Below are 22,785 nucleotides of genomic sequence, written 5' to 3'. Positions count from 1 at the left end.
GGAGTTTAGAGGAACAAGCCGGGGCCCGGGCGACTTCCTTCGGGAAATCTGACGCCCACTTTGGCGATCTTGTTCCCGTCCATGACCGCGACCGTCCAAATGGTGTTGTTCCATTCCACCTGGTCGCCGACCACCGGAGCACCACCGACTTTCTGGGTGATGAAACGACCCAGCGGCATGTCCGGATCGACCCCTTCGAGTTGCAGCCCGTACAGCGCTGAAACCGCGCCCAGCTGGGCGTCGCCTTCCAGAACGAAGTCGCCGAAGAAGCGCAAATCGAGACCTCGTTGCGGCGCCTGGCTGAAGAGTTTTCCGAGTGCCGGCAGGTTGTGTTCATGGCCGATTACGCAGAGCAAATCGCCGACTTCGAGCACCGTACTACCCGACGGATGGAGCAGTTGCTGGCCGCGAAACAGCGCCGCGATACGCGTGCCCTCGGGCATTTTCAGTTCGCGAAGGGCGGCGCCGATGCACCATTTCTCCGCGCCAAGACGATAAACGAACAACTCCCACTCGCTGGTGACGTGCACTTCGAGGGCGGCCCGGGAGATCGGCGCGGGTTCTGGCGGGACAGTCACCTTCAGCAGCTTGGCGACCCACGGCAGGCTGGTGCCCTGCACCAGCAGCGAAACCAGTACGATGAAGAACGCGAGGTTGAAATACAGCTGGGCATTCGGCAGTCCGGCCATCAGCGGGAACACCGCCAGAATGATCGGTACCGCACCGCGCAGGCCAACCCAGGAGATAAAGGCCTTTTCGCGCCCATGGAAAGCCTTGAACGGCAGCAGGCCGGCCATCACCGAGAGCGGTCGCGCAAACAGAATCATCCACAGCGCCAGGCCAAGGGCGGGCAGGGCAATGGGCAGCAAGTCGTGGGGTGTCACCAGCAGCCCCAACACCAGGAACATGCCGATCTGCGCCAGCCAGGCCATACCGTCGAGCATGTGCAGAATGCCGTGGCGGCTGCGCACCGGACGGTTGCCGATCACCAGGCCACACAGGTACACCGCGAGGAAACCGCTGCCGTGCAGGGCGTTGGTCAGGGCGAACACCACCAGACCGCCGGCGATCACCAGAATCGGGTACAGACCGGCCGCCAGGTGGATTCGATTGACCATTTGCAGCATCAACCAGCCACCACTCAGACCGATGATTGCGCCGATGCCGAATTCGCGGACCAGGTGCCCGAGCAAGCTCCAGTGCAGACCTGTCTGGCCGCTGGCGAGCATGTCGATCAGGGTGACGGTGAGAAACACTGCCATCGGGTCGTTGCTGCCGGATTCGATTTCCAGGCTGGCGGTCACCCGCTCGTTCAGGCCTTTGCCGCCGAGCAGCGAGAACACTGCCGCGGCGTCGGTGGAACCGACGATGGCACCGATCAGCAGGCCCTGGATCAGGTTCAGGTTGAACAACCAGGCGGCAGCCATACCGGTCAGCACGGTGGTGATCAGCACCCCGACCGTGGCCAGCGACAACGCCGGCCATAACGCCACGCGGAAACTCGCGACCCGGGTGCGTAACCCGCCGTCGAGCAGGATCACGGCCAGGGCGAGGTTGCCGACCAGATAGGCGGTGGGGTAGTTATCGAAGATGATGCCGCCGCCGTCGACGCCGGCAGCCATGCCCACGGCCAGGATGATCACCAGAATAGGGATCCCGAGGCGGGACGAAAGTGAGCTCACCAGAATGCTCGCACCTACCAGCAACGCGCCGATCAAGAACAGGCTGTTGATGGTCGTCGCATTCAATGGCAGTACTCCAGAAAGCTAAAGGCGGGCGCAAACTGACCATGCAGTCTGCGTGCCAGCGATTCTAACCTGTTGAAATGTGATGCTGTCAAAAAGCTTTTGACGGCGCTCAACCACAGCCCCTTGTGTCGGGCGCGATCACTGTGGCGAGGGAGCTTGCTCCCGCTGGGTCGCGCAGCGGTCCCAAAACAGACGCTGCGGTCTTCCAGAAAAAACTCATCAGCAGTTTTACGGCTGCTGCGCACCCGAGCGGGAGCAAGCTCCCTCGCCACAGGGTATTCAGTGACCGTTAAAGGCTAAACCGCCCAACCATATTGTTCAGGTTCAGCGCCAAACGCGACAGCTCGTTGCTGGCGGCGCTGGTCTGGTTGGCGCCAGTGGCCGATTGCACCGACAGGTCGCGGATATTCACCAGGTTGCGGTCGACTTCGCGGGCCACTTGGGCCTGTTCTTCGGCGGCGCTGGCGATCACCAGGTTGCGCTCGTTGATTTCGACGATGGCACTGTTGATGGTGTCCAGCGACAGGCCGGCACCACGGGCAATGTTCAGGGTCGATTCAGCGCGTTCGGTGCTGTTGCGCATCGAGTCGACGGCGTGTTCGGTGCCGCTCTGGATGCTGCCGATCATGCGTTCGATTTCGCTGGTCGATTGCTGCGTGCGATGCGCCAGGGCGCGGACTTCGTCGGCCACCACCGCAAAACCGCGACCGGCTTCACCGGCACGCGCCGCTTCAATGGCGGCGTTCAGTGCCAGCAGGTTGGTCTGGTCAGCCAGGCCGCGAATCACGTCCAGCACCTTGCCGATGTCGCGCGACTCGTTGGCCAGGTCACCGATCAGCGTGGCAGTGCTCTGTACATCGGCGCTCATGCGTTCGATGGCGCTGACGGTTTCCTGCACCAGGTCACGACCGTCACCGGCAGAAGTGGTAGCGTTTTTCGAGGCTTCGGAGGTGCTCACCGCGTTGCGCGCCACTTCTTCCACAGCGCTGGTCATTTCGTTGACGGCCGTCGCGGCTTGCTCGATTTCGTTGTTCTGTTGAGTCAGGCCACGGGCGCTTTCGTCGGTGACGCTGTTCAGCTCTTCGGCGGCGGAGGCCAACTGAGTTGCCGAGCCCGAGATCTGCTGCAGGGTGTCGCGCAGTTTTTCCTGCATCTTCAACATGGCCTGCAACAAGCGGCCGGCTTCGTCGCTACCGTCGACGACGATCGGGCGGGTCAGATTGCCCTCGGCGATTTCTTCAGCGGCGCTCAGTGCCTTGGCGATGGGCTGTGTGATGCTGTTGGTCAGCAACCAGGCAAACAGCAGGGTCAAGCCCGTGGCGATCAGCAGGAGGGTTACCACCAGATTGAAGGCGGAGGAGTATTGGTCGGCGGCTTTCTGGTTGAAGTTGGCGGCTTGGTCGTTGTTGATCTGCATCAGCCGGTTCAGCACGGTATTGATCGCTTCGGAGTTGGTCAGCAACTCGGTGTTGAGCAGCGTGCGCAATTCATCGACCTGGTTGTTGCGCGACAGGCTCTTCATGCGGTCTTCAAACTGGCGGTATTGGCTGAGCAGCTGCACGTATTGGTCGTAGGCCGCACGCTCCTGCGGGCTGGAGATGACTTTTTCATAGTCGGTCTGGGCTGCACGGATCTGTTGGTTGCGCAGCTCGAGCAGTTCGAGGGTCTTCTGTTGTATATCCGGTTCGCGGTTGGTCAGCAAACGGTACGACAACACCCGCTGGCGCAGGGAGAGTTGAGTGAACTCATCCAGGGCCTTGATGCTCGGCACGCTGCTCTGAACGATGTCTTCACCGGCAGCGCGAATCTTGCTCATCTGGTTCAAGGCGAACACACCCAGAATCAACATCAGTGCGCCAATCAGGGTGAAGCCTGCGAACGCCCTGGGGGCGATATTCATATTACGAAGGGACATGGTGTTCACCATAAAGCGCGCATGGGCACGAGGTCAGAGACGAGGTATGCATGACTTATCGGTCATACGACTAAAGTCTTGAGCCGCTGTGCGCTTTTGCCGCAGATCGGTCGTACTGACGAGCTGTCAGGAACCAGAGCGGACAATCGCAGTCTTTAAAACTCGCAAGCAAGGTCGCCGCCAGGCAAATCAAGGCTTTGCGCCTGAATAACCCTGGCGCCAGTGGTGACTTTTCTTTATCGTACGCGCCCTTTGAAAATGCTCGGAAAATCAAAATGTTGGAAGCATCCCTAAGCCAATTGGAACAACTGGTCAGCGACCTGGTGCAACAGAACCAGGAGCTGCTCGGCACGAACGCAACCCTGAGCGCAGAACTGGCCCAGGCCAAGGATGAAAACGAAAGCCTGCAACTGAGCCTGATGGAACAGGAAGAGAAGCAGGGCGCCACTGTCGCGCGCATTCAGGCGCTGGTTGAGCGCGTGAGCGCAGGTCCTGTGAACGCATGAGACACGGTGCCGACGGGATAAAAGTCGTCTCGATTCTCGGGGAAGACTATTCGATCAAGGCGCCAGCCGGGGAAGAGCAGACCCTGCTGGACGCCGCATTAATGTTGAAAGCGGTGCTGGCCGAGACCAAAAAGAAATACCCGACCCTGATCGGGGACAAACTGCTGGTGCTGACGGCAATGAACCTGTGCTCGCAGCAGCTCGAAATGCAGAAACGTCATCAGCGGGAACTCGACCGTTACCAAGAGCAAGTCAGCGCCACGGTTGAAGTGATTTCGAAGACGATCAATCAGGCCTGATCAGCTTGCGCACAACCAAAGAGTAGATTGTCGATTGAGTTGTATACAATCGGCATGGCTGTTGCAGTAGTTTTGCCTCTTACTCTTTGGGGGTGCTTCATGCAGTTCTGGCGACGCAGTATTCAATGGCAGTTGATCCTGAGTATGGGCACCGCCCTGCTGGTCAGTATTCTGATCGTGGTCGGCATTTATACCCTGGTGGTCAACCGCCTTGCCCAGCGCTATCTGGTCGAGCAAGCGCTGCCGTCGAGCATCGAAGCGATGCGCAACGACATCGAGCGGATTCTGGTCCAGCCGCTCACCGCCGCCAAGGACATCGCCAGCAACAGCATGGTGCGCGAGTGGTTGGCCGAGGGCGAAAGCGCCGACCGGACCAACGGCTTCGTCAGCTACCTGGAAGGCATCCGCGCCGAGCACAAAGCCTTTACCGCGCTGATCGCAGGCACGGCGTCGGGCCACTACTTCACCGAAAAAGGGCTTGATCGGACCCTCAGTCGATCCAATCCCGCGGACGCCTGGTTCTACGCCTTCCTCGACGGCAACCAGCCGCGCACCCTCAATATCGACAAAGACACGGCGACCGGCGAATTGGCCTTGTTCATCGACCTCAAGGTCTCGCAGGGCGGAAAAGTTGTGGGCGTTGCCGGGCTGGGCCTGAGCATGAAGGAGCTCTCGGAGCTGATTCACAACTTCAGCTTCGGCAAGCGCGGGAAGGTCTATCTGGTGCGTTCCGACGGGTTGATCCAGGTCCATCCCGAGGCCGGGCTCAGCAACAAACGCCAGCTGGCCGAACAGATCGGTGACTCGGCGGCGCACGCGGTGATGGGCCATCAAGGCCCGACCAGCAGCGGCTTTGTGCGCGATGGCGAAGACTATCTGGCCCTGAGCCTGCCCTTGCGCGATCTGGGCTGGACGCTGGTGGCCGAAGTGCCGCAATCGCAAATTTACGCCGAGGCCCGACATGCGATGTGGCTGACCAGCGCCATCGGTTTGGGCGTTGCGCTGGTGTGCCTGTTATTGGTGGTGTTGCTGGCTCGCGGCCTGGTGCGGCCGATCCGGCAGGTAACAGCGGCACTCGTAGCGATTGGTAGCGGTGGTGGCGATTTGACTCACAGGTTAGATTCCAGTCGTGCCGATGAGTTGGGTGATCTGGCTCGCGGCTTCAACCGGTTCCTTGAAAATCAACGCAACATGATCGGCGAAGTGCTGGCCACCAGCGAGCGTTTGCGCACCGCCGTCGGGCAGGTTGCGCGAGTGGTGGAGAACACCGCCGAGCGTTCCGGTCGACAGCAGGAAATGACCGACATGGTCGCCACCGCCGTGCACGAGATGGGCCTCACCGTACAGGAAATCGCGCAGAACGCCGGCAACGCGGCGGTCGCCTCACAAACGGCCCGCGATGAAGCGTTGCAGGCGCGAGAGGTCGTCGGCGGTTCCATTCGGCATATCGAAAACATGTCCGATGAAATCGGTATTGCTGCCGGTGCCGTCGGCGAATTGGCGACGCAGGTAGCGTCCATTGATCAGGTGCTGGCGGTGATTCGCGGGATCTCCGAGCAGACCAATTTGCTGGCATTGAACGCAGCAATTGAAGCCGCGCGGGCCGGAGACATGGGCCGGGGCTTTGCGGTGGTGGCGGATGAAGTGCGGACGCTGGCGCGCCGTACGCAAGCGTCCACCGATGAAATCCAGCAGATGATCGGCAGCCTCAAGCAGGGTGCGGAGAATGCCGTGTCGTCGATGCACTCAGGGCAAGCGGCGACCGGTACCGGCGTCGAGTCGAGCCAGCGCACTGGAGCGTCGTTGACGGCGATTACCGGGCAGGTCGAGCGCATCAGCGACATGAACCATCAAGTGGCGACGGCCACCGAAGAGCAGTCGGCGGTGACCGAAGAGATCAACCGGAATGTGCAGGGGATTTCCGATCTGGCGCGGGCTACGGCGGGTGAGGTGAGGGCGTGTCGGGAGGATTGCCAGACGTTGCAGCGGTTGGCGGATGATTTGGCGCGGCAGATGGGTGGATTCAAGCTGAAGTAAGTGTTGATGATGCGTAAGCCATCGCGAGCAGGCTCGCTCCCACACTGGCTCTGTTGTGATCACAATATTTGTGAACACTGGAAATCAACTGTGGGAGCGAGCCTGCTCGCGATGGGATCTCGGTAGCGCTACAAGGCTTTGCTCAGAACCACTCATCCTGCATATTCAGACACGTATCATCCCGCGCCTCAAGAATCGCCAGTTCATGGTGACAACCCGGTACTTCCCACGTCAGGAAATACCGCGCCGCTTGCAGCTTGCCTTTATAGAAGCCGACATCCGCTGCGTTACCTTTGGCCAACCCTTCTTCCGCGCGGATCGCCTGTTCCAGCCAGCGCCAGCCGATCACCGTATGACCAAAAACCTTCAGATACAGCGCCGAGTTCGCCAGGCTGTTGTTGACCTTGCCCTGGCCCAGATCCGTCAGCAGGCCGATGGTCACGGTTTGCAGGCGTGCCACCAGTTTCTCCAGCGGTTCACGTAGCGGCGTTAACGATTCGTACGCATGGGCGCGTTCGGCGGTATTGGCGATCAGTCGGATCAACTGCTTGAGCCCGGCGCCACCGTTTTGCGCCAGTTTGCGACCCAGCAGGTCCAGCGACTGAATGCCGTGAGTGCCTTCATGGATCGGGTTCAGGCGGTTGTCGCGGTAGTGCTGTTCCACCGGGTATTCGCGGGTGTAGCCGTGGCCACCGAGGATCTGGATCGCCAGTTCGTTGGCCTTCAGGCAGAACTCCGACGGCCAGGATTTGACGATCGGTGTCAGCAGGTCGAGTAGTTCATGGGCCTGTTTGCGCTCGGCCTCGGTCGCCAGCGTGGTGGTGTCGTCGAACAGTCGCGCGGCATACAAACCGAGGTCGAAGGCGCCTTCAACGTAAGCCTTTTGGGTCAGCAGCATGCGTTTGACGTCGGCGTGCTGAATGATCGACACCGGTGCAGTGCTCGGGTCCTTGCTGTCCGGCAGGCGACCTTGCGGGCGCTCGCGGGCGTATTCCAGCGAGTACAGGTAACCGGCGTAACCGAGCATCACCGCGCCCATGCCGACGCCGATTCGCGCTTCGTTCATCATTTGGAACATGCAGCTCAGGCCTTGATGGGGCTTGCCGACCAGGTAGCCGACACACTCGCCGTTATCGCCGAAGTTCAGCGCGGTAGAGGTGGTGCCGCGCCAGCCCATCTTGTGAAACAGCCCGGCCAGCAGCACGTCGTTGCGCTTGCCCAGGCTGCCGTCATCGTTGACCAGGAATTTAGGCACGATAAACAGCGAAATGCCTTTCACGCCCGCCGGTGCATCCGGAAGCTTGGCCAGCACCATGTGCACGATGTTTTCCGACAGCGGGTGGTCGCCGCCGGAGATGAAAATCTTGTTGCCCTTGAGCCGATATGTGCCATCTGCAGCAGGTTCGGCGCGGGTGCGGATGTCCGACAGCGAGGAACCGGCGTGAGGTTCGGTCAGGGCCATGGTGCCGAAGAATCGGCCGTCGATCATCGGTTGCAGGAAGCGCCGTTTCTGCTCCTCGGTGCCGAAGCTTTCGATCAGGTTGGCCGCGCCCATGGTCAGGAATGGGTAGGACGTTGTCGCGGCGTTGGCGGACTGGAAGTGCGCGAAGCAGGCTTGCGACAGCAGCGTCGGCAACTGCATGCCGCCGGTCTCGAAACTGCGTGCGGCGTTGAGAAAGCCGGCTTCGAGGAATGCATCCACCGCCGGTTTCACTTCCGGAATCAGGATCGCCTTGCCGTCTTCGTAGCGCGGTTCGTTCTCGTCGCCCTTGCGGTTGTGCGGGGCAAAGAACTTCTCGGCAAGGCTGCGCGCCGTACCAATGGCGGCGTCGAAGGTCTCGCGGTTGTGCTCGGCGAAACGCTCGATGGCGGCTGCACATCCAAAGAAGATGTGACTGACAGACCGCTATCGCGAGCAGGCTCGCTCCCACAGGGTTCAGCATTCCAGGCGCCTATTGCAGGCGCCTGGTCTTATGGCGGTTTAGCCGATCGTCATCAAGCTGGCATTACCACCTGCCGCAGCGGTGTTGACGCTCAATGCACGCTCGATCACCAGGCGTTCCAGCGCAATGTTGGTTTCGCCCTGCGACAGACCCTGAACCCCAACGATCGCTCCGGCGCGCTTGGCCACTTGCTGGCAGACCGCACGCAACTGGTCGGAATGGCCGTGATGCAGGACTGCATCGAACACCACTTCGTCCTTGTTCCAGTCCGCGACCAGCTTGATACGCGCTTGCACGTCTTTCGGCAGGCGAGCCAACAACGCTTTGCTCAGTTCACCTTCCGGCCACACCGCCGAGCCACCTACGGCCAGTACTGCAGCCAGTTGACTCAACAGATCGCTTTCGACTTCCGCCAGGCACAGCACGTGTTCACGCGGCAGGATGGCGTAGCTGTTGCGCTCGCCTGTCGGGCCGTTCAGCGTGCGGGTAATGCCGCTTTGCGATTGTGTCGTGAACTGCGTGCACAACGCGCTCAGTTCGGTCAGCTTGTGGCTGTCGGCCCAGGTTTTCAGGGCGGTCAGCGGTTTGCTCATGGCGTCACGCAGACGCACGTCCGGCGCGCTCAGGGTATCACCGCGAGCGAACGATTGTTCGATCGCGTCGGTAGGGCGCGTCGACAGCAAGCGGTACAGGTACAGCGGACCACCGGCTTTCGGGCCGGTACCCGACAGGCCTTCACCACCGAACGGCTGCACACCGACCACGGCACCGACGATGTTGCGGTTGACGTAGACGTTACCGGCGTTGACGTTGTCGATCACCTTGGCGATGGTCTCGTCGATACGGGTGTGCACGCCCAGCGTCAGGCCGTAGCCGGAAGCGTTGATCTGCCCGATCAGTTGATCGATGTCTTTGCGCTTGTAGCGCACCACGTGCAGCACCGGGCCGAAGATCTCCCGTTGCAATTCGTCGAAGCTTTCCAGTTCGATCAGGGTTGGCATGACGAACGTGCCGCGCTTGCATTCTTCCATGTCGGCGATGGCGACCTGGTAGACGTTGCGACCTTTGTCACGCATGGCCTGGATGTGTTTCTCGATGCCTGCTTTCGCTTCGGCGTCGATCACCGGGCCGATGTCCACGGACAGGCGCTCAGGGTTGCCGAGGCGGCATTCAGCCATGGCGCCCTTGAGCATTTCGATCACGCGGTCGGCGGAATCTTCCTGCAAGCACAGTACGCGCAGGGCCGAGCAGCGCTGGCCGGCACTGTCGAAGGCCGAGGACACCACGTCAATGACCACTTGTTCGGTCAGTGCCGAGGAGTCGACGATCATCGCGTTCTGGCCGCCGGTTTCGGCGATCAGCGGAATCGGACGGCCCTGGGCATCCAGACGACCGGCGACGTTGCGTTGCAGCAAGCGTGCAACTTCGGTGGAACCCGTGAACATCACGCCTTTGACCCGGTCGTCGCCGACCAGACGGGCACCGACGGTTTCACCACGACCCGGCAGCAGTTGCAGCACGCCTTCGGGAATCCCGGCTTCAAGCAGTATGCGCACGGCTTGAGCGGCCACCAGCGGTGTTTGCTCGGCCGGTTTGGCCAGTACCGGGTTACCGGCGGCCAGTGCGGCGGCGACTTGGCCGCTGAAGATTGCCAGCGGGAAGTTCCACGGGCTGATGCACACCACAGGACCCAATGGGCGGTGGGCGTCGTTGGTGAAATCGTTGCGTGCCTGCACCGCGTAGTAACGCAGGAAGTCCACGGCTTCACGCACTTCGGCAATCGCGTTGGCAAAGGTCTTGCCAGCTTCACGAGCCAATAGGCCCATCAGCGGCTGAATCTCGCCTTCCATCAAATCGGCGGCACGTTCGAGAATTGCGGCGCGCTCGGCGGGCGGGGTGGCCTGCCAGATCGGAGCAGCGTTCAGTGCGCACTGGATGGCATTGTCGACGTCGGTGACGGTGGCTTCTTGCACATGACCGACCACGTCACGCAGGTCCGACGGATTCAACACCGGTGCCGGGGTTTCAGCGCTGGCGGCGCAACCCAGCATCGGCGTGGCTTTCCAGTTGTTGTGGGCGGTGGCCAACAGGGCGCAGGACAGCGATGCCAGGCGATGTTCGTTGGCCAGGTCGATGCCGCTGGAGTTGGCACGCTCGCTGCCATAGAGGTCACGCGGCAGCGGGATACGCGGGTGCGGCAGACCGAAGCCGCCTTCCAGCGTCGCCATCTGCTCGATGCTGCTCACCGGATCGGCTACCAGCTCCTGAATCGAGATCGACTGGTCGGCGATACGGTTGACGAACGAAGTGTTCGCGCCGTTTTCCAGCAGGCGACGTACCAGGTACGCCAACAGTGTTTCGTGAGTGCCGACCGGTGCGTACACGCGGCACGGACGGTTCAGCTTGCCTTCGGAAACCTTGCCTACAACCTGTTCGTACAGCGGTTCGCCCATGCCGTGCAGGCACTGGAACTCGTACTGGCCGGGGTAATAGTTCTGACCGGCAATGTGATAAATCGCCGACAGGGTGTGGGCGTTGTGCGTGGCGAACTGCGGGTAGATGACTTCCGGCACCGAGAGCAGTTTGCGCGCGCAGGCAATGTAGGAAACGTCGGTGTACACCTTGCGGGTGTAGACCGGATAGCCTTCCAGGCCTTCGACCTGGGCGCGCTTGATTTCGCTGTCCCAGTAGGCGCCTTTCACCAGGCGGATCATCAGGCGATGACGGCTGCGGCGAGCCAGGTCGATCACGTAGTCGATCACATACGGGCAACGCTTCTGGTAGGCCTGGATCACGAAACCGATACCGTTCCAGCCGGTCAGTTGCGGCTCGAAGCACAGGCGCTCGAGCAGATCCAGCGACAGCTCGAGGCGGTCGGCTTCTTCGGCGTCGATGTTCAGGCCGATGTCGTATTGCTTGGCCAGCAGGGTCAGCGACAGCAGGCGCGGGTACAGCTCGTCCATCACGCGCTCGTACTGGGCACGGCTGTAACGCGGGTGCAGGGCCGAGAGCTTGATCGAGATGCCCGGGCCTTCATAAATGCCACGACCGTGGGACGCCTTGCCGATCGAGTGGATGGCTTGCTCGTAGGACGCGAGGTATTTCTGCGCGTCATGTTCGGTCAGTGCGGCTTCACCGAGCATGTCGTAGGAATAGCGGAAGCCTTTGGCTTCGAACTTGCTGGCGTTGGCCAGGGCTTCGGCGATGGTTTCGCCGGTGACGAACTGCTCGCCCATCAGGCGCATGGCCATGTCGACGCCCTTGCGGATCATCGGCTCGCCGCTTTTACCGATGATCCGGCTCAGGGACGAAGTCAGGCCGGCTTCGTTGTGGGTGGCGACCAGTTTGCCGGTCAGCAACAGTCCCCAGGTGGCAGCGTTGACGAACAGCGACGGGCTATTGCCCAGGTGTGGCTGCCAGTTACCGGTGCTGATCTTGTCGCGGATCAGTGCATCGCGAGTGCCTTTGTCCGGGATACGCAGCAGCGCTTCGGCCAGGCACATCAGCGCCACGCCTTCCTGGGACGACAGGGAAAATTCCTGCAACAGGCCCTGAACAATACCTGCACGGCCGCCGGCGCTCTTCTGATTGCGCAGTTTTTCCGCAATCGAGGCGGCGAGCTTGTTGGTAGCTTCGGCCATCGGCGCTGGCAGGCGAGCCTGCTCGATCAGCATCGGCACCACTTCCGGCTCCGGCCGACGGTAGGCGGCAGTGATCGATGCACGCAGCACCGATTGCGGGAGGATGCTTTCAGCGAATTCGAGGAAGCACTGATGGGCGTGATCGACGTGGACCTCGGCGCCTTCATCGGCTTCGGAGCGGGTCAAGCCGCTCAGCTCGGTCAGGGTTGCACCACCCTCGAGTTTTTCCAGGTAATTGAAAATCGCCTGTTTGATCAGCCAATGCGGCGTGCGATCAATCGAGGTCGCGGCAGCTTTGAGGCGCTCGCGGGTCGGGTCATCGAGTTTGACCCCAAGGGTGGTGGTAGCCATATTTTTATCCTCATGTTTGCCACGACTGCGTGGCATCAGCTGGCGGCAAGATTAGCCGTGCGCCGAAAGAGGTGCAACCGGGTGCAACCCTTTTTTTGTCGGAATAATCGGCAGCTTGTCAGGAAATAAATTCTGGTATGGGAGCATCGCTCCTGCTTGGTGCTTTTTACGGTAGTCGCGGAAGGTTCTTGCTCCGAAAAGGAGCAAAAAATGGTGTTTAAAAGAAATTACGTACCAGGTGCAACTTATTCCCAAGAAACTGGTTGCACCTTATTTGCTTTGTTGAATAGCATTCGCGTCCAAGGTGCAACCGCCATTGATGCGGTTCATCGGCTGATGGCTTTCCTGGGGAAACATCAGTCATAAATGCGCGGATGCCCTGATCGTCTCTCAAACGTCATTGTTTGGCGGCCGCTCAGCAGACCGCCGCTACATAAAAACAAAGCCAGGGCGTAACTCAATGAGTGCAAGCAATCCAACCTTGATCACGTTCGTGATCTACATCGCAGCCATGGTGCTGATCGGCTTCATGGCCTATCGCTCCACCAACAACCTTTCTGACTACATTCTGGGTGGCCGCAGCCTTGGCAGCGTCGTGACCGCGCTTTCCGCGGGTGCCTCCGACATGAGTGGCTGGTTGTTGATGGGCCTGCCGGGCGCCATCTACATGTCGGGTCTGTCGGAAAGCTGGATCGCCATCGGCCTGATCGTCGGTGCGTACCTGAACTGGCTGTTCGTGGCCGGCCGGCTGCGCGTGCAGACCGAACACAACGGCGATGCGCTGACGCTGCCGGATTACTTCTCCAGCCGTTTTGAAGACAAGAGTGGTTTGCTGCGGATCATCTCTGCCGTTGTGATCCTGGTGTTCTTCACCATTTATTGCGCTTCCGGCATCGTGGCCGGTGCCCGTCTGTTTGAAAGCACCTTTGGCATGTCCTACGAGACTGCATTGTGGGCCGGCGCTGCGGCGACGATTGCCTACACCTTCGTCGGTGGTTTCCTGGCGGTGAGCTGGACTGACACCGTACAAGCCACGCTGATGATCTTCGCTTTGTTGCTGACACCAATCATCGTGCTGCTGGCTACCGGCGGTATCGACACCACCTTCCTGGCCATCGAAGCACAAGATCCAGGCAACTTCGACATGCTGAAAAACACCAGCTTCATCGGCATCATTTCGCTGATGGGCTGGGGGCTGGGCTACTTCGGTCAGCCGCACATCCTGGCGCGCTTCATGGCGGCGGACTCGGTCAAGTCGATTGCCAACGCGCGTCGCATCTCCATGACCTGGATGATTCTGTGCCTGGGCGGCACCGTGGCGGTGGGCTTCTTCGGTATTGCTTACTTCTCGGCGAACCCGGCCATGGCAATGCCGGTGAGTGAAAACCACGAGCGTGTATTCATCGAACTGGCCAAGATCCTGTTCAATCCATGGATCGCCGGCGTGCTGCTGTCGGCCATTCTGGCTGCCGTGATGAGCACCCTGAGCTGCCAATTGCTGGTGTGCTCGAGCGCCCTGACCGAAGACTTCTACAAATCCTTCCTGCGTAAAAACGCTTCCCAGGTTGAACTGGTCTGGGTCGGCCGCGCGATGGTTCTGGCCGTTGCACTGATCGCCATCGCATTGGCTGCCAACCCGGAAAACCGTGTGCTGGGTCTGGTCAGCTACGCCTGGGCCGGCTTCGGTGCCGCGTTCGGTCCGGTGGTCCTGATCTCGGTACTGTGGAAAGGCATGACCCGTAACGGCGCACTCGCCGGTATCGTGGTCGGCGCACTCACTGTGATTGTCTGGAAGCACTTCAACCTGCTGGGCCTGTACGAAATCATCCCGGGCTTCATCTTCGCCAGCCTCGCCATTGTGCTGGTCAGCAAAATGGGTGAGCCGTCGACCGGTATGCTGCAGCGTTTCGCCGCGGCGGAAAAAGATTTCCACCTGAACAAGTGATCGGATGAGCTAATCCTTCGCTGAAAAAAAACGGCTCGCAGCCTTATGGATGCGGGCCGTTTTTTTTGTCCGCCGGTTTAAGCCATCGCACGATCCCTGTAGCAGCTGGCGCAGCCTGCGTTCGAGCGCGTAGCGGTCGTAAAACCATCCTCTGCGGTTTACCTGAAGAAATGCGGTGAATGATTTTACGACTGCTGCGCCCGAGCGCGGACCGAGCCGGACGCAGGCTGCGCCAGCTGCTACAGGGATCGTGTTGTGGCTCAAGAAGGCGTCGATACAGCCCGTCCKACAGGAATGTCTGTAGTAGTTAATCCCGATATCTGAAGGAAAGTTCTCTAAAAAATCAGGGCAAATCTGATTTTTCTGACCCTCGATCAACCCCCCTTGTCGCTCATGCAGAATCGCCCGCCTTCATTCTGCTTCAGAGACATCGGATGCTCACGCCTGCCCATCAACCGCGTTTCACGTTGACCCTTGACGGCGTCCAGAATGAGCTCAAAGTGCTTGAGTTCACGGGCAAGGAGGCCATTAGTCAGCCCTATCGTTTCGACCTGGAACTGGTCAGTGAACACCCGGATCTCGATCTCGAAAACTTCCTGCATCGTCAGGCTTTTCTCGGTTTTGATGCGCAAGGCGCAGGTGTTCACGGTCAGGTTTATCGTATCGCCCAAGGCGATTCGGGCACGCGCCTGACTCGTTATCAGATCAGTCTGGTGCCGCGCCTGGCCTATCTCGGTCAACKCACCAACCAGAGAATCTTCCAGCATAAAAGCGTTCCCGAGATCATCGCTCTGGTGCTCAAGGATCACGGCATTCTGGGTGATGCATTCGAGTTACAGCTTGGCAGCCAATACCCCAAGCGCGAGTACTGCGTGCAATTCGCCGAGAGCGATCTGGAATTTATTCAGCGGTTGTGTGCCGAAATCGGCATTCACTACCACTTCCAGCACAGCCCGCACGGCCATCTGCTGGTGTTCGGTGACGACCAGACAGTTTTCCGCAAACCGGCGCAGCCGACGCTTTACTTGCCAGGCAGCGGAATGGCCGCCGACCAGCCTGCGATCAAGCGCTTCAACGTCCGCCTGGAAACCCGCACCACCGCAGTCACCCGTCGCGACTATGACTTCCACAAACCCGGCCTGTTGCTGCAAAGCACCGTCGACAGCGAGCAGCGTTCGGTGTTGGAGGATTACCGCTACCCCGGTCAGTTCACCGATCGCGACCACGGCAAACACCTGGCGCAACGAGCGCTGGAGCGCCATGGCGCGGATTTCCGTCAGGCCGAAGGTCACAGTGATCAATCGGCGTTGCTCACCGGCCATTTTCTGAAGATCGCCGAGCACCCGCGCACAGAATGGAATGACCTGTGGCTACTGACTGAAATCGAGCATCACGGCCAGCAGCCGCAAGTGCTGGAAGAGTCAGCGGACAGCGGTGATTTTCAGGGCTATCGCAATACTTTTTTGGCGACACCGTGGGACGTACCGTTTCGCCCGCCATTGACCGAATACAAGCCGCGGGTACCGGGCTATCAGAACGCGGTCGTCACGGGGCCGAAAAACAGTGAAATCCATTGCGACGAGTTCGGGCGGGTCAAGGTGCTCTTCGCTTGGGACCGCGAAGGTCAGCGCAACGAGCATTCCAGTTGCTGGCTGCGAGTCGCCAGTGGCTGGGCTCATGACGGTTATGGCAGTGCGCTGATCCCGCGGGTTGGAATGGAAGTGTTGGTCGGGTTTGTCGATGCCGACCCGGACAAACCCATGGTGATGGCCTGCCTGCCGAATGGGACCAACCCGGTGCCGCTCGATCTGCCGGCGGACAAGACGCGCAGCATTTTTCGCAGCCAGAGCAGTCCCGGTGGCGGTGGTTACAACGAGCTGCGCATTGAAGACCGCAAGGGTGCCGAGGAAATTTATCTGCGAGCTCAGCGCGACTGGACCCGGCACGTATTGCACGACTTGCACACGCACGTGGGCAACCAGCGAAGTGTGGTGGTCGCGGGTCTCGATCGCCATGAACTGAAGGCTGACGAACAGCGCATCACCCACGGCAATCGCCGAACCGAAGTGAGGCGCAGCGATCACCTGGTGGTGGTCGGCGACCGGCACATTCGGGTGACCAACCAGGCGCTCAAAGCCAGTCAGCAATTCCATGTCAGCGCCGGCCAGCATGTGGTTATCGACGGTGGTGCCAGCGCGACAATTCAGGCGGGTGGGCAGTGGATCAACATCGGCCCCGACGGGATTTTCAGCAGTGTACCGATTGAGGTGGGTGGTGCGCCGATGCCGGTCATGAGTGCTGCACCGGCCTTGCCCGATAGGCTGTTGACACTCGTGGCAGTCACGGCAGCACTGCTGAGTGCCGCACAGATTCTGAGCCTGAAAAGCGACGCGCCGTTCTGCGAAGAATGCGAGCGCTGCAAGGAGGGTGTCTGTGCAGCCTGATGCCTTGTCACCTCATGCCTGGCTGGAGCGCCATCCGCTGAAACCTTCCGAGCAGTTGTTCGCGGTGTTGGGCAATGCCAGCTCTGCCGAGCCCCTTAAAGCCTGGCAACGCTCGATCACTATGCAAGCACCGAGCCCCATCTGGGCCGACACCGTTTACGCCGAGTGGGGAGTGGTGATGCCCTATGTCGGCATTGTCGCTGCGGGCAGTGAGTTTCTGGAGTGGGTCGCCACTACCGAGTCTCGCGACTGGGGTTGGCTGGCGGTGTCCTCTGCTCCTCAAGAGGCTCTGGTCGAACATCTGCGCAGCCTTACGCAAGCCCTGTTACCCAACGGCAACGCGGTATTTTTCCGCTTTTGGGACGGACGTTACTTGCTGCCGATTCTCCAGTCCGCACAGGTTGATGTCGCGCAACTGATGCCGCCGATAGGGCGCTGCCTGATCAATGGGCAGGCCCTGGAAATCGGTGGTTATGCGCTGAAAACATCGAGGGTTTTTCCATGGTGGGAGATTCCCGGCGCGCTATTGGAACAACTCGCGGCGCAGTCTGCCGTTACTCGAATCAACAACCTGCTGACGTGGCTGAGCGACGATCGCCCGGACCTGTACGAAGCGTTTTCCGAAAGCGTTTTACGGCACAAAGTCGCGATCTTTCTTGACGCGTCAGACCTGCCTCAAGCACCGAAAACCGCCTTGGTGGAGTTCCTGATGGCGGAGCTCAACTGATGGATCAGATCGTACGTATCGAGCAGGAGCTCGACAGCTTTAAAGACACCCTCAGCCTCTACCGCGAACAACTCAACCACTGGTTCATCAGCGCCGCGGACAAGGCCAGTCAAGCGGCCGATCTGCCGTCGCTGATGGGGATGGAGCGGCTGATCAAATTCGGCAGCACGACCACGGCGGTGAGCACCGGCGATGACGATTTCATCTCCAGTGTGGCGCAGTGCCCGGCCGACGGGGTGTTGCAGATCGAGAGCACGTTCGAATCGGTCTACGACATTCCCTTGGGGAATATCCAGGTCGATGTGATTGCCGTGGAGGGCGGTGAAAAGACACCGGTCCTGCTGGATGAAAATGGCAAAGGGACGTTTAGGGGGACCGCCGGGAAGTTCTATCGGGTTCATGTCCAGAGCGAAGTGACAGAGGGGCAAATCGATGAGCTTTTCGATGCTTACGACGGATTGACCAAGGAGCTGGAACGCTGGCTGCGCAGCGAGTGGGAAGGGTTCAAGCCGCAGTGGTCGCAGCAGTCGGCGTCGGCATCGCTGGCGGCGGTGGGCAATGGAATGCTCGCCGGCAGTTGGGCGGCTATCGAGGGTGTTTGGGACAGCATTGGCCTGATTAGCGACATCCTCAAGGACCCAGCGAAGTTTGCCGAAAGGCTCGGTGGTAGTGGTACGGCCCTGGCCGATCTGGCGCAAAAGTCGCCGGAACTGATGGAAAAAGCCCTGCTGCTGGCCAGTGACGAAGCGGCGCTGTGTTTGTTGTTGCGCACTGCGAGTCTGTGGCTGGAAGCGTTACCGCCGAGTCAGATAGCCGGAACCACGGCAGAGGCAGTTTCGAAGGCAGTGGTCGAGCTGGTGATCGATCTGCTGATTGGCATCGTGCTGAGCTTTTTCGGGGTGGGCATCGCCTATCTGTCGGTGCGGCTGATGCGCTACGGCCAATACATCGTCGACGCCGCCCTGCGTTTCGTCGCTGCGATGTTCAAGATCATCGACAGCTTTATGGACTACGTCGACCGCTACAAAAAAGTCGCTGCACGAGGTGTCGTAGCGGGTCTGAAAAAGGGGCGGATGCAACTGCGCTGGAATGGCCGCAAGAACTCCACGCTGAATAAACGCGAGCCTTACGTCGACGTCCCGGCGCAGGCGAAAAACCCCAACGGCGACAGCGCCGATTCGGCAGATAAAACCGCCACCAACAAATGCCCGGTGTCGATGGTCACCGGCGAAGAGCTGCTGACCTTGGTCGATGGCTCGCTGGACGGGATTCTGCCGTTCGACTTCACCCGGCTCTATCGCACCAGCGCCGCCGAGATCGATAGCGGACTGGGCTTTGGCTGGAGCCATTCGCTGGCGCATCGCCTGGAAATCGACGGCGACAACGTCATCTGGATCGACCACGAAAACCGTCGTACGGCATTCCCGTTACCGAACGTCGAGCGCCCGGCGATCCATAACAGTCTGTCGCGGGCGGCGATTTATCTGGGTGATGAGCCCGAGGAACTGATCCTCGCCCAGGCCGGCGACGACGGGCGTTTTTATCACTTTCATAACGGTCGGCTGACAACAATCAGTGACGGTTACGACAACCGATTGCGCATCACCCGCGACCGTCAGGAACGCATCAAACGCCTCGACAACGGCGTGGGTCGCGCGTTGCTGTTGCGTTATGACCGCAGTTATTTGATCGCCGTCGATTACCAGCGCTTTGTCCCTGCCCCAACCCTCGACGAGGCCTGGCATACCGAGCAGACACTGGTCAGTTATCGCTACGACGAACGCGATCAACTGATCGAAGCGACCAACGCCGTGGGCGAAAGCGAGCGCTACGACTACGACGCTCAGCACGTCATTTTGCAGCGGCAATTGGCCGGTGGCGCGAGCTTTTTCTGGGAGTGGGAAAGGTCCGGCAAGGCTGCCAGGTGCATTCGGCACTGGGCGTCGTTTTCGCAGATGGATGCGCAGTACGTCTGGGATGACCAGGGCGGTGTCACTGTCCTGAATATCGATGGCAGCGAAGAGGTTTACGTCCATGACGATCGGGCGCGACTGGTGCGCAAGGTCGACCTGGAGGGTGGCGAGCATCTCAAGGCCTACGATGACAAAGGTCGGCTGATTGCCGAGCAGGATCCGCTGGGGGCTGTCACTGAGTACCGTTACGACGAGGCCGGACGGCTTGTCGCGCTGATTCCACCGGAAGACGAACCGACGGGCTACGAATACCGCGACGGTTTCCTGCATGCGTGGTATCGCGGCAAGGCCGTGTGGAAATATCAGCGCAATGTTCAGGGCGATGTCACTGAAGCGACCGATCCCGACGGGCATGTCACGCATTACCACTACGACCCTCGGGGGCGGCTGCTCTCGATCCGTTATCCGGACACCAGTCGGCATGTGTTCGTCTGGAACGGCTTGGGGCAACTGCTCGAAGAAACGTTGCCAGACGGTGGCCAGCGTCAGTTTTCCTACGATGCTTTGGGTCGGCAGATTACCCGGCGGGACGAACACGGTGCCGTCACCCGCTACCAATGGGATGCCGTCGGGCGACTGATTCAGACAACACTTCCCACCGGTGCCAGCCGCGCCTTCAGCTACAACGCCTACGGAAAAATCACCGCCGAACGCGATGAGCTGGGCCAGGTCACGCGCTACGAATACGCCGATGATTCGCATCTGGTCAGTCGTCGCATCAATGCCGACGGCACCCAACTGCGTTATCGCTACGACAACGCGCTGTTGTTGCTGACAGAAATCGAGAACGAATCCGGCGAAAAATATCAGCTGGACTACACGTTCAATGGCCTGATCCGACAGGAAACCGGTTTCGACGGCCGCCGTACTGCCTATTCCTACGACCTCAATGGCCATCTGCTGGAGAAAACCGAGTTCGGCGACGATGGCTCAACGCTGATCACCACCTATCAGCGGGACTCGGCAGGACGACTGCTGGTCAAGACGCTGCCCGATGGCGTCAACGTCGAGTACCACTATGACGGCCTTGGCCGACTGGTCAGCGTCGATGACGGTCATGACCACCCGTTGGAGTTCGAGTATGACCAGCAAGATCGGCTGATCACCGAACACCAGGGCTGGGGCACCTTGCGCTTTGGCTACGACGCCTGCGGCCAGCTCAATCGCCTGCGCCTGCCGGACAACAGCACACTTGATTATCACCACGCCAAGGGTGGGGCGCTGACGGCCATCGACCTCAACGGCACGCGGCTGACCACGCACGTCTTTGACGCGGGGCGCGAACAACAACGCCAGCAAGGCCAACTGCTTAGCCAGTATCACTATGACGAACAGGGCCGGTTGCAAGCCCACGCGGTCAACCAGTCAGACCGACCGCTGTACATGCGCCACTACAACTATGCGGTCAACGGCAATCTGGCCGCCATCGCTGACAGTCGCCATGGCCAGCGCAGCTATTACTACGACGCGCTCAACCGCCTGACCCGCGTACGCCATGCTCGCGGCGAACCGACGCAAAGCTTTGAACACGACCCGGCCGGCAACCTGCAAATGCACGATCGCCCGGGACTGGCGACGATCAAAGGCAACCGCCTGCTGCTGCAAGGCGACCGCCATTACGACTACGACGCCTTCGGCAATCTGATCTTTGAGCGCCGCGGCACCGGGCAGAAACTCGTCACCGAATACCGCTACGACTGCCAGCACCGCTTGATCGGCGTCACACTGCCGGATGGCAAAACCGCCAGCTACCGCTATGACGCCTTCGGTCGGCGCATCGCCAAAACCGTCGACGGCCATACCACCGAATTTTTCTGGCAAGGCGACAACCTCGTCGCCGAACGGGGTAAAGAACACTACCGCAGCTACCTCTACGAACCCGGCAGCTTCCGCCCGCTGGCCCTGCTCGACGGCTTCGGTCCGCGCAAGGCCTGCCCGTTCTACTACCAACTCGACCACCTCGGCACCCCGCAGGAACTCACCGACTACAGCGGCGAAATCGTCTGGTCGGCGACCTACAAAGCCTACGGAAAACTCGCCAGCCTGAAACACTTCGGCGAAGAACAGCTCGAGCAGCCGTTGCGCTTTCAGGGGCAGTACTTCGACGCCGAAAGCGGCCTGCACTACAACCGCCATCGCTACTACAATCCGGACATCGGCCGCTACCTGACGCCGGATCCGAGCAAATTGGCGGGCGGGCTGAACGGCTACCAGTACACCCCGAATCCGACGGGGTGGATTGACCCGCTGGGGCTGAACGGAAATTGTCCGCCGCCGAACAAGCCGGGGTGTAAGGCACCGGATGATGTGGGGGGCGTGGCGGTTGATGAGGGCGAGCCGCCGCTGCCGAAGCTGGCGGGTGAGCAGCGGCGGGCGAGGATTGATGAGTTGGCGGAGGCGAATGCCAAACGGCGGGTCCTAGAGTTTGAGGACAAATACGACATGCACACTGTTCAAAAGCACAGCTCAGAAATACCTGATGTGGCGCTAAAGCAACGGGCTATTAATGGTGCGAATCCTCATACGGGTAAAATTCCGAAAGGTGCAAATGGGAGTCTGAGTTCTCAGTTCAGTAACTGGCGGGTTCATTTCAATGCTTTGAATAAAGCCACGACAAGGAGAAGCTTAGGGCTGGATCCTTTTACGGGGAAAGACCACAACAAAGATCCCATTGTAAGGTTAGAGCTGCCGGGAGCAGGTCGTGGTTACAGGCCTAACAAAAAAGACAAAGACAATCCTAAGTTGAACGAAGAATTGAACTGGTTTGAAGTTAAGTTTGATAAAGATGACGTGACGCGACCATATACAGGTTTTCCTACGGAGGGTAGGTGATGCTGCGGGATCCATTTTTGAATGAAGAGTTTGAGCCTGATCTGATGTGGTTCATTGGCGTTTTCGATGTGTACGATCGCGAAGAAACCCTAGGTGCAGAACTTGAGGTGTATGACCCTGACAATGCGACTGATAGGGCGGTATTGATTAGTAAGTACAGCCTGAATTTAAATTATTTGTCCTATCGGCATAAATTTGTACTGGTAGAAGCTCTAGCAGGAAAGTTGAGTGACCAAAGCTATGATTTTCAGCATTTGTTTGAAATTGATGAGGAGGAAGCTGCGAGTTGGCCTCGGGGAGAGTGGTATAGATTGAAAGATCCTCGGGGTTTTCTCCAAGATGTTTATATGTTGGCTCTGGAGGCTTGGAAAAGTGATCTTCATAACGCCAGCCTTGAAGATCAGTCTACCTGGTAGCAGCCGTC

The 22,785-nt window shown here is 59.7% G+C and carries 11 protein-coding genes and 3 pseudogenes; 9 read left to right on the top strand and 5 right to left on the bottom strand.

Features of this window, described 5'->3' with window-relative positions; genetic code table 11:
• Nucleotides 1-5 precede the first annotated feature (5 nt).
• From AC1DHT_RS21135 to AC1DHT_RS21125, 3 genes and pseudogenes are all read right to left on the bottom strand, one after another.
• Nucleotides 6-1,748, bottom strand: a complete 1,743-nt coding sequence (locus AC1DHT_RS21135; RefSeq protein ID WP_427537917.1) for a potassium/proton antiporter — start codon at nucleotides 1,746-1,748, stop codon at nucleotides 6-8.
• Nucleotides 1,749-2,037: 289 nt separating this feature from the next.
• Complete coding sequence (locus AC1DHT_RS21130) at nucleotides 2,038-2,901, bottom strand: methyl-accepting chemotaxis protein (RefSeq protein ID WP_429539119.1); 864 nt, start codon at nucleotides 2,899-2,901, stop codon at nucleotides 2,038-2,040.
• Nucleotides 2,893-3,648: pseudogene (locus AC1DHT_RS21125) on the bottom strand (MCP four helix bundle domain-containing protein); the annotation flags it as partial. The pseudogene AC1DHT_RS21125 and the gene AC1DHT_RS21130, both read right to left, overlap by 9 nt.
• Nucleotides 3,649-3,938: 290 nt before the next feature.
• Here AC1DHT_RS21125 and AC1DHT_RS21120 point away from each other — a divergent pair.
• The 4 genes and pseudogenes from AC1DHT_RS21120 to AC1DHT_RS21105 all read left to right on the top strand — a co-directional run bounded on the left by AC1DHT_RS21120 (nucleotide 3,939) and on the right by AC1DHT_RS21105 (nucleotide 6,505).
• Nucleotides 3,939-4,169, top strand: a complete 231-nt coding sequence (locus AC1DHT_RS21120) for a hypothetical protein (protein ID WP_019691434.1) — start codon at nucleotides 3,939-3,941, stop codon at nucleotides 4,167-4,169.
• A complete protein-coding gene (locus tag AC1DHT_RS21115) occupies nucleotides 4,166-4,468 on the top strand; it encodes a cell division protein ZapA (protein ID WP_054595286.1) in 303 nt (100 codons plus the stop codon). Before AC1DHT_RS21120 ends, AC1DHT_RS21115 begins: the two co-directional genes overlap by 4 nt.
• A gap of 54 nt (nucleotides 4,469-4,522) precedes the next feature.
• A pseudogene (locus AC1DHT_RS21110) lies at nucleotides 4,523-5,638 on the top strand (HAMP domain-containing protein); the annotation flags it as partial.
• 21 nt (nucleotides 5,639-5,659) lie between these two features.
• Nucleotides 5,660-6,505: a methyl-accepting chemotaxis protein gene (locus AC1DHT_RS21105; protein ID WP_477750026.1), complete on the top strand. Its 846-nt coding sequence runs from the start codon at nucleotides 5,660-5,662 to the stop codon at nucleotides 6,503-6,505.
• Between the two features lie 142 nt (nucleotides 6,506-6,647).
• Here AC1DHT_RS21105 and AC1DHT_RS21100 read toward each other — a convergent pair.
• Nucleotides 6,648-8,366 (bottom strand): annotated as a pseudogene (locus AC1DHT_RS21100) (acyl-CoA dehydrogenase); the annotation flags it as partial.
• Nucleotides 8,367-8,486: 120 nt separating this feature from the next.
• Nucleotides 8,487-12,440 carry a trifunctional transcriptional regulator/proline dehydrogenase/L-glutamate gamma-semialdehyde dehydrogenase gene (gene putA, locus AC1DHT_RS21095; RefSeq protein ID WP_427537923.1) on the bottom strand — a complete coding sequence of 1,318 codons (3,954 nt, stop codon included), beginning with the start codon at nucleotides 12,438-12,440 and terminating at the stop codon, nucleotides 8,487-8,489.
• 460 nt (nucleotides 12,441-12,900) lie between these two features.
• Between putA and putP the strand changes: the two genes are divergently transcribed.
• The 5 genes from putP (at nucleotide 12,901) to AC1DHT_RS21070 (ending at nucleotide 22,777) form a co-directional block, all read left to right on the top strand.
• On the top strand, nucleotides 12,901-14,385 hold the full coding sequence (putP, locus tag AC1DHT_RS21090) for a sodium/proline symporter PutP (RefSeq protein ID WP_427537926.1): 1,485 nt from the start codon (nucleotides 12,901-12,903) through the stop codon (nucleotides 14,383-14,385).
• A 434-nt stretch (nucleotides 14,386-14,819) separates the two neighbouring features.
• Nucleotides 14,820-16,829 (top strand): type VI secretion system Vgr family protein, encoded by a 2,010-nt coding sequence (locus AC1DHT_RS21085; protein WP_477761454.1) that lies wholly within the window; start codon nucleotides 14,820-14,822, stop codon nucleotides 16,827-16,829.
• Nucleotides 16,819-17,556 carry a DUF4123 domain-containing protein gene (locus AC1DHT_RS21080; protein WP_427537932.1) on the top strand — a complete coding sequence of 246 codons (738 nt, stop codon included), beginning with the start codon at nucleotides 16,819-16,821 and terminating at the stop codon, nucleotides 17,554-17,556. The genes AC1DHT_RS21085 and AC1DHT_RS21080 overlap by 11 nt, the downstream gene beginning before the upstream one ends.
• Nucleotides 17,556-22,361, top strand: a complete 4,806-nt coding sequence (locus AC1DHT_RS21075; protein WP_442114533.1) for an RHS repeat-associated core domain-containing protein — start codon at nucleotides 17,556-17,558, stop codon at nucleotides 22,359-22,361. Before AC1DHT_RS21080 ends, AC1DHT_RS21075 begins: the two co-directional genes overlap by 1 nt.
• Nucleotides 22,361-22,777, top strand: a complete 417-nt coding sequence (locus AC1DHT_RS21070) for a hypothetical protein (RefSeq protein WP_427537938.1) — start codon at nucleotides 22,361-22,363, stop codon at nucleotides 22,775-22,777. Before AC1DHT_RS21075 ends, AC1DHT_RS21070 begins: the two co-directional genes overlap by 1 nt.
• The last annotated feature ends 8 nt before the right edge of the window (nucleotides 22,778-22,785 follow it).

The sequence above is a fragment of the Pseudomonas sp. 05N432 genome, assembly GCF_056396945.1.
This window is presented reverse-complemented; position numbering and strand designations above follow the sequence as displayed.